Origin of the sequence: Mucilaginibacter sp. 5C4 (genome assembly GCF_034345625.1) — a bacterium.
GTDB classification, from domain to species: Bacteria; Bacteroidota; Bacteroidia; order Sphingobacteriales; family Sphingobacteriaceae; genus Mucilaginibacter; species Mucilaginibacter aurantiaciroseus.
Genome location: NZ_CP133775.1, coordinates 3,810,529 through 3,822,274, shown reverse-complemented (window position 1 = coordinate 3,822,274; position 11,746 = coordinate 3,810,529). Strand labels below are relative to the sequence as shown.

Genomic DNA, 11,746 nt, shown 5'->3' with positions numbered 1-11,746 from the left:
AAGTAATTAGTCTAATACACAATTTATAACTGGTGAGGCAATGAAAAAAAATATCTATTTAACGCTGACTGTGGCTGTCGTATCGCTACTATCGGCCTGTAGCAGCTACAATTACTACACAGCTGCCCAAAACAAAACAAACTTATCAACCTACAAAACCTTTGCATGGGCAGCACAGCAAACTAACCCAAACAAGCAGTGGCGCCCACTCAACGAGATTGGAAGCGGCAAAGTACAAGAAGCTACAAGGCAAGCACTGGTTGGCAAAGGCCTTGTACTTCAAAACCAAAATCCCGACTTGCTGGTGCGTTATTTAACGGTTAGCGGCCGTGGTACTAAAACAGAGTTTTACTCACCTTACTACGGTGGTGGCTTTTACGGCGGTTTTGGTGGTGGCTGGTACCGCCCATGGGGATACGGCTTTGGCTGGGGAGGCCCCTGGGGCTACGGCGGCTGGGGAGGGCCAACTTTTGCCGAGAAAGTACATTATAAAGAAGGTACGATTATTATTGACCTGATTGATAGCAAAACCCAACAGGTAGTATGGCGAGGTTATGGCGTTGGCGAATTGCATAACCCAAAACAAACCATGCGCGATATCCCTAAGGTGGTAGAAGGTATTATGAAACAGCTGGAGTTAACCCCGCCGATGCGTAAATCATAAAAGGATTTTATATAACCAAAAAGGGGATGCAATTTGCATCCCCTTTTTGGTTACCGTATTTAAGGCCTTTAGTGTTCATGTTCACGCAATGAACACACCACAAGCAGTTATTAATAATCTGATAATCAGATGGTTACTACTAATAATAAGTTATTAGTAGTTTAGGTGAACATTATAAAGCATGTTACGCCCCTGTAACGTTTTAAAACGCCCTTTAAACGCTCAGTTTCTTTTGTTTTTGCTGAATCTTATAAACGCCGAATATAATGAAGGCAAGTACTAATAAATATACCCAGGTATCAAGGGGGCAGGTTTCCTCGTTATCGACGCCAAGGCACAGGTTAATTATCTGCGCGTACGATACTGTATTTATAATTAGTAGTGTAAATAACACTAAAGTCTTCTTCATTTGTTCTCTTACCTTTTTTAATTATAATTTTACAAATTTTCCGTTCCCAATCACTTTTTTGGTGTTGTTGTTTATCACCTGCACAAAATAGGTGCCCGGGTAAAAGTTACCAACATTATCCTGCCAGTTGGCTTTTGCAGATTTAGTTGAACGTACAACTATACCGCTTCCGTTAGTTATTTTAATTGTAAAGGTTGCCTCTTGATTTTGGTTGGGATTAGTAACCGATACGTTAACCATATCGCTAACCGGGTTAGGGTAAACGTTAAATGTTTTGTCGGTAAGGTTAGTGGTGTTTGCGTACATAATGGTAATAACCTTCGAGTAGCTGATCGCTCCGTTAATATCATCTTGTTTTAAACGATATTGGGCGGTGCTTTTTGGCAGGTTTTTATCAATTAAAGTATACGTGCCCTTGCCGGTAGAAATAAAGCCGCCAACTACTTCAAAAGTTTTGCCGACATCTGTGCTGCGCTCAACTGTAAAGTTGGTGTAGTTGGCTTCGTTCTCTACAATCCACCTCAGCTTGTTGCCATCTATTAATTTAGTACCGTTAAAATCAAGCAGTTTTAAACAGATGGCTGCATTTTGGCATATAACCAGTTTAAACCTTGCTTTACCAAAACTTTCTGCTACAGATCTGTCGATATTGAAATTATACGTGTCGTGCGCACGCATATCAAGCGAATCTTTTTTATAGCTATCCATTAACCAAACCTGGTAAATAGAAGATAAGCCGCTTAAGGCTTCTATTTTTAAAGCATATAAACCATTTGTTGTAGCATAAACCGAAACAGGTACAACCTGTGGCGTTAATTTGGGTAGTGGTAACCTGTTTATACTCAGTGGTACATCGTCTGAAGAATAGGCCGTTAAACTAACCTGGGCGCCATTGCCACCAAAGTCTATGGCGTCCTCATCAAGCACATATTTTGTATGGTTCCTGTTGTTTAATACAATAGAGAAAGCATCGGAATTTACGTCATCCTTAACAAGTTTTATCCTCATAGAAGCTTCTGACTGATCGCCGGATGGCGGTAACGAAGTGCTCATAAGCGTTATAACGTTTGCTGCAGCGGCCTGTGTAGTGGTTTTGGCCGATTCGCGGAAGGTAAGGGTTTGGCTTGGCGCGTTAGCGATTACAAAGAAACCCTGGCCGCTTGATATCATATTACTAACCACACCATCACTTGAAAAAGTTGCACCGGTGTTAATGGTTGATGTAGTATCGGCTATTGCAGTTACAGTAGTTTTTTGCTGATAGCTGGCGTATTGTTTAGATGTTGAATTAAATTGATAAATGGTGCTTGAAATAGGCGTGGCTGCAGGCGTTGTGCCGCCGTAAATAGACGAATTGGTGCCATTACGATTGAATTTTTCCCAGTTGATGGTTGCCGCATAAGGGTTACCCACCAGGTTATAGCCCCGTATGTTATTAGGCGCCACATTATTAGCGATAGTAGTTGTATACAATAAAGCTGTGCTACTGCTTGCCCATGGCTTCACTACTATTGTTCCACTGTTTAACGTACCTGCTTGCGTAAACGTAACATTTTCAGGGAAATCATAAGGCGACGTAGTTTTAGTGCCACCCTGCGTGCCGTTATCAAGTACACTACTTCCTCTAAAGAAGAATAAGAACCCGTTACCTACAGGTAAATAGGTTTGCGAGTCGTTTGTGTTTGTTTTGGTACCAACTGCATTTATACCAAAACTGTATGATGGGGTTTTGTTTAATTGCGTAATCCCTTTAAAATTACCTGCGGCAAAAGTGGTATTGTTAGGCACAATATCATCTCTGAAAAGATAAATACTCGGGTTTGCGGTAGTGCTTGTGCCCGTTGTAAAGCCATTGCCTGAACCATTGATACCGGTAACGATAGAGGAATTTTTGAGGAAATTAAGATCGTACACGTTATTGCCCGATACTGTAGCAGCGTAAACAGGCGACGAGATTAAACGATAGCCCCTTCTTGCAAGGCTTGCAGTGCTTCCGGATACATAACGTTCTACACTAAATAAGCCTGTTATGATAGATGCTGTAGGTACAGGGCCAACAAAAGCAGTCGCGGTAGCATCAGATTTTAATGTGAATGTTGTTGTTGGATCTATGGTTAGGCTGCCTTTTGTAAAAGTGAGCGAAGTATAAATATCTACAGGGCCGCCACTTACGGTAACTGTTCCGTTAACCGAGTTGTTAAGGGTCATGTTGCCAAGTTTGGCTGTGCTTGCGGTTGCAGAACCCGCGTAGGTTTGCGCCGTAACAGCACCTGCCCATAATAGGCCGGATGCAGTGTTTGTGCTGGTAATTTTACCACCGCTGCTATTGTATATATTACAGCCAACACTTAAAGTAAAGCCGTTAAGGTCTAAAGTTGAAGTAGCGGCAGAAAGCGTAAGGCCCGATATTATAGCATTAGCTGTTAATTTTGGATAGTTGGTTGTAGTGGTATTAGGGATAGTAAGTGTTGCTGTACCATCTAATGGTGGTGCAAGTGACGCTACTGACGGTATACTGCCGGATGATGAAGTCCAGTTGGCGGCAGCGGCAGGATCTGTACTGGCGGCAGTGGTTTTCCAGGTGAAGGGTATGCCACCACCTACTGCCGATACCGCATCAGCGGATGTAGCCGTAATTGCCGTATTGGTTGTTGTATAGGTTAAATAGTTATTTTGGTTGTTATATTCGGCCTTTATCCAATCAAGCGTTTTTACTGTATTAGAAACCCTTATCTCATCCATGCTCCCTTTAAAGAAGTTGGCGGCCCCAAAGTCGGACCCTATATTGATAGGGCCACCTGTGGCGGCTGCCACCCCGGTAGTGGTGCTTCTGTCAGTTGCACCATCATAGTAAGTAATAAAGTTTGTACCATTATACACGCCTTGCACATAGTGCCATTGGCCGGTTGTAACATTTGTACCACCGGTTTCGGCCCTGTTTAAAGTAGCGGTGCCGTTAGATGCACGGGTTTCAACCTCTGCCTTAACCGTTGTGGTAGAGCCACCGTAAAAGCCCAGTTTGTAGCCACCTGTAGCGGAACTGGTTTCATTAGTTATAATTTTTTGATCTATACTGGTAGCAAAATCGGTAACATAAGCCCAGCCCGATAGTGTAAAGTTGCCCGTAGCATCTGCCGCTATAGTAGATATAACCTGTGAGCTTGTACCGTTAAACGCATACGCCGACGTTATTTTACCGGCTGTTGTAGCTGTAATGCTTGTTGCTGTTGCAGACCGTTGGTTGCTTGTAGCATCTACCACCGTACCGCTGGTTTCGTTAAGGTGGTAAACTGCAAGGTAATCGCTGCTCCAGGTACCATAAGCAAAAGTGGCATCATGTGCCGGCGCTGTAGACCCAAAGTAGAATGTAAGCGGTGTAGCTGCATTAGTTACCGATGGCACCTGTACCCAGGCAATTAAAATTCCATTAGTGGCATCAAAGCTCTCTACCTGGTAAAATAACTCGGTAGTGGTACCTGTTTGGGTAAATGCAAAATCGTAGCCATTTGGGGCCGATCCGCCGGGGTACTGTACATTGTTTGTACAATTTGTACCCGATTTTAATGCATCCTCTTTTATATAAACCAACATAGGGAAGTAAGAAAGAGTGCCCGTATTACCAAGCGCCGCCATGCTTATAGGCTGGCTAAATGCATAGTTACCGGCAACAAAAGTTTTACTAATTATTATTGTTTTTGTTGTAGTTGTGAAACAGCCACTGGTATTTGTTGCGGTAAGGGTAACCGTTTTTAAGCCTGCTGTAGCCCAGTTTATAGTTATAGCGGCCGCCGTAGTAGAAGATGGTGTGCCGCCATCCACTGTCCAGGTGTATGCTATACCGGCGGTAACGGGAGCGCTAAAGGCGACAGCAGTGCCCGGTGTAGCCGTAGCCGGTGAAGTTATTACCGGTGCGGTAGGCGCGGCGTATAAAGTAGGGACATAATTTGCTGTTGATGCACACGCGCCCGGCCCCCCGGTTACGGTAAGTACATAAGTACCCGCTACTGCAGCCGGGAAAGTGGCGGTGTTGCTGGTGCCGCTTTGTATAAAGCCGTTCGGGTCTGCCCAGCTGTAGGTAGCCCCGGTAATTGCAGGCGAATAAAGTGTTAAAGGCGCGCCTGTACAGGTTGTAGCTGCGCCAATGAGGTTAAGGTCGTCAAGGGTAGCGATATTGGCGGCAGAGAGTTCTGTATTGTATATAGAAACATCATCTATTGTGCCTGTAAAATAATAACTGGTTGGTGTCCCGGATCCCCAGTTGTTCATATTGGTACCACCAACTTCCCAATATCCGTTGCCTTGGGTTTCTGCCGTGGTATAGGCTGCATTTGATGCTTTTAAAACATTATCCACATATAGTTTTGTACCGTTTGATGATAGTGTTGCAACCGCATGGTGCCAGTTACCATCGTTGTAAGTTGTTGTGCCCGAATTTATAATATTAGTAGCGCCGGAGTAAACCCCAAAATTTAATGAACCATTATTAGACATCCATATATGCCTGTCGAAAGCACCCCCACCAACTTGGGTTTGTGAGTATCCAATAAGCCTGCCGCCTGTAGTAGTATTAGTTTTAAACCAAACGCTTAATGTAAAAAGCTGTGGATTAAATACAGATTTAGTGGTTTGTATATATTGATTGCTGGTACCTGTAAAATTGTAGGCACTATTAGCGGCGCCATATCTATCGGTAGTTAATGTAGGGGCGTTTTGTAGTATACCATCATTGCTATTGCCCGAAACATCTCTGGCATCGCCATTAAACGGGTATGATATGTATGCGCTTGTTAAAGGCGATGATACAATTGGATTAACCGTAGCAGTAACAGCAGTACGCGTACTTACAGACGTGCCGTAGGTGTAATCAACGTAAAACGTTGTGGTAGCACCCAAAGTAGGGGCATAAGTTGCGCCTGTGGCAACAAGCGTGCCACCTGTAGTGGCGGTGTACCAATTGTAGGTTCCGCCGGTAGGCGAACCGCCGGATGCTGTTATAGAAACTGTACCCGCCCCGCACAACGCGGTAGGGGTTGTAACTGCCAGCCCTACACCAATAGCTATAGTCGCAGTAGTGCTGCCAGAGGGGTTAGTGGCCGTAATAATATAGTTTGCAGTGGCTATTGTCACTGTTGGAGTACCGCTTATTACGCCGGTAATATTATTGAGGCTTAACCCGACCGGTAAAGGTGTGTTTACAGTATAGCCGCTGGTAGGTGCAAGTTTTCTGATCTGGTTGTTGTACCTATCTGCTATAAATAAATTGCCGTTTGCGTCTCCCTCAATACCCCATGGCCCGTTAAAGGTAGCACTTAACGCACTGCCATTGGTTAACGGCGATGACGCCCCCGTGCCCGCTATAGTAGTGACTACAGCTCCTGGGATAGTTATCATTCTTATTCTATTGCCGTTAACAACGCTTACATAGATATTTCCATTACTCATAGAAACGCTTACCGGCCGGTTAAAGCTGGCCGCCGTACCTGTACCGTCAACCGATCCTGCAGTTCCGCTACCGGCATAGGTACTTACTACAGCGCCTGCGGTTATCTTCCTGATCAGATTGTTTCCCGCGTCGGCTACAAACATATTGCCGTTACCATCATCAGTTATGCCGATAGGGTTAAAAAACATAGCAGCTGTTCCGGTACCATTGGCCGAGCCCTGGGAGCCGCCCGCAAAAGTACTAACCGCACCGGTGGCCGTGATTTGTACAATAATATGACTGGTAAAACTGGTGGCGAATAAGGTGCCTGTTACCGAGTTGTATGTAATGCCTGCCGGCGCTGTAACAGTTGCAAAGGTAGTTACTACGCCCGCAGGGGTTATTTTCCTGATCCTGTTATTGGTATAGTCGGCAACATATAAATTGCCCGATGGCGCGATGGTAATATCAAAAGGTGAGTAGAAAGTAGCGCCTGTGCCTGTGCCATCTGCTAAGCCAGCTACACCGCTGCCTGCAAAAGTAGTTACCACACCCGCCGGGGTTATTTTACGGATCGTGTTGTTGCTTACATCCGCTATATAAAAGTTCCCGGAGGCGTCCTGGGCAATTCCTACGGGGTTGTTGAACCGGGCAGCTATACCTGTACCGTCAGTAGTGCCTGAAGATACGTTGCCTGCAAAGGTAGTTGCTGTATATGCGGGGTTTGTAGTTACCGGCCCACCGCTGTTGCTGGGGTTAATTGTTACCGCGGTATTTATTATTAAATTTTGAGGAGTAGTGTAAGTAATACTGGGGGCTTGCGCAAACAAACCGCCGCCCATACATAATAAAGCGACTATAAAAAGGAGGGTGTGTAAACGTGTCTTCAAATTACAGGTATTATGTCGCGAAAATACAACTATTAGATGTACTATGTGGCTTTAAGTCTGTTATTTATACGAAGAAAATGAGTTAAAGTTTAGTTTTATTTATCGACGAAATGGATATTTAGCAACAGTTAATATTTCGCCAATTGTTAATTAGAAATTTCATAAATTTCTTCAATAGAAACTGTGTGTTATTTAACTGTCCAGCAATGAAATGTTTTTTTGTTTCTGATGCATTTTGTAAGCACCAAAAATAACAAAGGCAAATACTAAAACGTAAACCCAGGTGTCAAGTGGGCAGGGTTCGTCATCATCAGTGCCACCACAGGGGTTGATCAATTGAGCGTATGAGATAGTATGAATAGTAAGCAGAGTAAACAGGGCAAATATCTTTTTTATCATTATCATTTATCTTAATACCGCAAAAGTATTATAGTTTTACAAATTTACCATTACCTATTACGGCTTTGGTAGTGTTATTAATAACCTGTACAAAATACGTTCCGGGTAATAAATTACCTACGTTAGCTTGCCAGGTAGCCTGGGTTGATACCGCGTTTTTTATTAACGCCCCGCTACCGTCAGATATTTTAATACTGTAGGTAGTTGCAGTAGCTGCCGGGTTTATAACGCTAACGTTTACAGTGTTGCTAACCGGGTTAGGGTACACATTAAACGCGTTGATAGTAACCCCTTCAACATCAGCGTACATAATATTTACCGTTTTAGAATAACTGATGGTACCGTTAATGTCATCTTGTTTTAAGCGATATTGGTTTAAACCTTTTACGGGTTTGGCATCTACTAAAGCATATGTGCCATTGTTACCGGCATGCAGGCCGCCAATAATGTCAAAAGTTTTGCCGCCATCAATGCTGCGCTCTACAGTAAAGTTTGTGTAGTTGCTTTCATTTTCGCTAATCCAGTTAAGTTTAACGCCGGCTGTAACTTTAACGCCATTAAAATCAAGTAGTTTTAAAGCAAGCGCGGGATTTTGGCGGATAACTATCGTAAAACGCTTTTCGCCATATGTGTTAGAATTACCTTTATCTATATTGAAATTATAGGTATCATGCGCACGCATATCTAATGAATCTGCTTTAAACGCGTCTTTCAGAAAAACCTGGTATAAGGCAGGCATGTTTTCAAGGGCATCCATTTTTAATGTATATAAGCCTGTAGCTGTGGCATCTACTGTTAAAGGTAAAACCTGCGGAGTTAATTTAGGCAGCGGTAACCTGTTTATACTCAATAAAAAATTGTCAGATGATCGTGCCGACAAGCTCACCTTGGCACCATTGCCACCAATGTCTAACGCGTCTTCGTCAAAAGAGAACTTAGTATCATTTTTATTATTTAAAACAAAGGTTACAGCATCTGTATTAATATCATCTTTAGCAAGTTTAATTCTAAAAACAGGATCGTTCGCGGTTGTGGTAGCTACAGGCGTACCCATCAATTTTTTTAATGGCAGGCTCATTATTTTAGCTATACTGGCAGTTGCCGGTAACGTTGATGTTTTAGCTGTTTCGTGAAAGGTGAGCGCCTGTGTGGTATTATTAGCAATTATAAAAAAACCCTGCCCGCTGGCTATCATATTATTTACTACACCATCGCTTGAAATCGCATTACCTGGTTTAATTGTGGTGGTAGTGTCAGCAATAGAACTTATAATATTGGTGTTTTGCTGATAAGGGGCGTATTGTTTACTATTAGTATTATAAATATATATGGTTGCAGGGAGGTTATTACTACCATATATTGATGAATTGGCGCCATTACGGTTGTATTTTTCCCAATTAATGGTTGATGGGTATGGGTTACCAACCAAGTTATATCCGCGTATTGCTGTATTGGCAGTGGCTGTGCTATAACCCAAAAAGGCGTTACCTGGTGTATACCATGGTGTAACGGTATAGCTACCTGTATTTATTGCACCGGTAGCTGTAAAAATTGTTTCAGTAGGGAGGTATGATGATATAGTGGCTCCAAGTACTGTCGAAATCGATCTATCGCCCCTGAAAAAGAATAAAAAGCCATTACCCACGGGGATATCATACGTGCTTCCCTCGCCATCAAAAGCATATTTTGGTGTTGGGAAACTATTTACCCCCCTGAAATTTCCGCTGGTAAAAGATAATTGTGAAGGCGCCATATTTTCGCGAAAGAAATGTATGGTGGGGTTACCGGTTTTGTCAAAACCACCACCGGTGCCTGTTGTACCTGTGATCCATGCATTATTTTTTAAATAAGCCAAAGAATAATTTGTACTGCTTGTATTTACCGGCGATGAAAATAAACGAACCCCCCTTACTGCCGAAACATACCGCTGTACAAATGTTTTTGCAGCCGCGCTTGTTAAAGTGGAGCCAACTAATGCCCCTATTGATCCCGAGCCGGTGGCATCAGAAAGTAATGTTAGGGTACCGCCATTATTTATATCTGTAGAGGAAGCTGATAATGTTCCTGTGGAATTTATTACTGTGGAGCTTGATGGTCCAAGTGTTAAAGTGCCCTTGGTTAAACCAATTATGCCCGATAATTGTAAATTACCTCCGGCTTCTATTGTTATACCATTAGTTGCAGTTAAATTTAGCACACCTAATGAAATTTTTGTGCTATTATTTATGCTGCTTATAGTGTTTGGCCCAACAGTGATTTTACTTACAGTTGGGCTAATTGTGAGCATAGGTTGTGTAGTAAAAGTGTTACTCCCAACCCCAAACCGGGCAACATCACTCGATCCCGGTGCCGCGCCCTGGACCCAATTTAAATTATTAGACCAATAATATAAGCCAGTAACTAAGTCTGCTGAGCTACCTTTCCAATCGTAGCCCCGCCCAAAGGTAATAGGGTTGCTTGTTGCACTTGTGTTTGTGTAACTTAAACCTGTAGAAGTATTATATGGACGCTCGTAAAAGTCGTTTACACCGTTAACGGTGATAGTTCCTGTTGGCGCGCTGCCATAGTTTAAGGAAGCGCTTGTTGTGCCAGTAAAAAAATAATATTGCGGTGTAGATAACGTACCATCAGTTTGGCCACTTGATGCTATTGTGTCTGCTATATTAGAGGCGTATATAGCGCCATTACCGGGTCCGCCTAACTGTACAGTTGTACTAAGTGCGCGATCATTAGTTGTAGAATAAAATGAATTAAAGGACTTGTATAATCCACCGGAATTTTGGCCGAAGTAGGCATTTAGTGCCACACCACTGGTATTAAGATACATTTGGGTAGCAATAGGAAAGTTGCCTCTGCTTTGTACTTGTAAGCCATAAAATATTACAGTTTGGTTTTCGCTGTAGGGGGGTTGTGTAATGCCATTAGCTGCGCTGTTTGCATTTGTGCCAACAAATTTTAAAACTCGGGTGTACATATCAAATTTATCCCACTGAAAACGATTTGTAGTAGTGCTGGTGGCTTGCAAGTATGAATAATAATATGTGCTATATGTGCTACCTGTTGTGCCGTTGCTTATAGTTACAAGTGTTTTAGCAGTGGTCATACCGGTAACGTACTTATCCATATATATAGCCCATGTCCCGGCCTTCATTCTTTGTACTTTGATCATATAGGCGGTTTGATCATTTGCTAACGGGGTAGATAATATTTGATTATAACGCCCGGTACCGGCGAGCGCATCGTAACGGTACCGTAATATTAGATTGCCGGCAACATGTGTAATGTAAAAGCCCATGATGTCGTTGCCGTTGGTGGCAAATCCGTTTGCGATAAGCCAATACCGCCAGGAGTTGGTGCCGGCAGTTATTACGTCCGGGTCATCATTTGCTGAGGTACTTGTGTTTTTATAAAGAAAGTTCCATTCGTAGTCTGTTGAATTAAGATTAATACCCGAAGTTCCATTGCCTAAGAAATCCCAGCGAATAGCGCTAACAGCACTAAGGTTTGTAGATGCCAGGCTTACCAAGCCTTCAAGCGGTGATGTAGTAGAAGCGTCGATAGTAACATTAGCACTTGTACGTGTGGCGCTACTAACACCCGCGGCACCTAAAGACGCTGTGTTGCCAGCCGTCGCAGTTTCAAAATTATTGTAATAGTAAGTTGCATTATCGCTATATTCCTGAGCGTAAATCACACTTATATTAAGTGTAAAAATTATGCACAAAAGACATTTAAATAATAGTTTTTTCAACGGATTAAAATATTAGGTATTTATTGAAAAATTGTACTAGATAATTAATATCAGCCTGTTATTCTTGTAATGTTTAAAACAACAGTATACACGTGAAAATTAATCAAATAGATTTTGCAAAAAAAGTGCAATAAATCAAATACATGCAAATAGTCCTTGTGTATTAAGATGCCCAAAATGGGCAAGTAAGTCCACAAACAAAAATATTTAT

General features: G+C 42.6%; 5 protein-coding genes. 1 reads left to right on the top strand and 4 read right to left on the bottom strand.

Annotated features, from left to right (window positions below; translation table 11 throughout):
- Positions 1–40 precede the first annotated feature (40 nt).
- Positions 41–664 (top strand): DUF4136 domain-containing protein, encoded by a 624-nt coding sequence (locus RHM67_RS17915; protein WP_322228492.1) that lies wholly within the window; start codon positions 41–43, stop codon positions 662–664.
- A gap of 214 nt (positions 665–878) precedes the next feature.
- Here RHM67_RS17915 and RHM67_RS17910 read toward each other — a convergent pair whose 3' ends face one another.
- From RHM67_RS17910 to RHM67_RS17895, 4 genes are all read right to left on the bottom strand, one after another.
- Entirely contained in the window at positions 879–1,073 is a 195-nt protein-coding gene (locus tag RHM67_RS17910) for a hypothetical protein (protein WP_322228491.1), read from the bottom strand.
- A gap of 21 nt (positions 1,074–1,094) precedes the next feature.
- On the bottom strand, positions 1,095–7,385 hold the full coding sequence (locus tag RHM67_RS17905; protein ID WP_322228490.1) for a LamG-like jellyroll fold domain-containing protein: 6,291 nt from the start codon (positions 7,383–7,385) through the stop codon (positions 1,095–1,097).
- Positions 7,386–7,577: 192 nt separating this feature from the next.
- The gene (locus RHM67_RS17900) at positions 7,578–7,784 is read right to left on the bottom strand and encodes a hypothetical protein (RefSeq protein ID WP_322228489.1); all 207 of its coding nucleotides are present in this window, start codon (positions 7,782–7,784) and stop codon (positions 7,578–7,580) included.
- Positions 7,785–7,812: 28 nt separating this feature from the next.
- Positions 7,813–11,478, bottom strand: coding sequence for a T9SS type A sorting domain-containing protein (locus RHM67_RS17895; RefSeq protein ID WP_322228488.1), 3,666 nt, complete (start codon positions 11,476–11,478; stop codon positions 7,813–7,815).
- Between the last annotated feature and the right edge of the window lie 268 nt (positions 11,479–11,746).

What these genes read in the sequence shown, in the direction of transcription:
- RHM67_RS17900 (WP_322228489.1), bottom strand. Translation starts at nt 7,784, where the DNA reads ATGATAAAAAAGATATTTGCCCTGTTTACTCTGCTTACTATTCATACT.
- RHM67_RS17915 (WP_322228492.1), top strand. Translation starts at nt 41, where the DNA reads ATGAAAAAAAATATCTATTTAACGCTGACTGTGGCTGTCGTATCGCTA.
- RHM67_RS17910 (WP_322228491.1), bottom strand. Translation starts at nt 1,073, where the DNA reads ATGAAGAAGACTTTAGTGTTATTTACACTACTAATTATAAATACAGTA.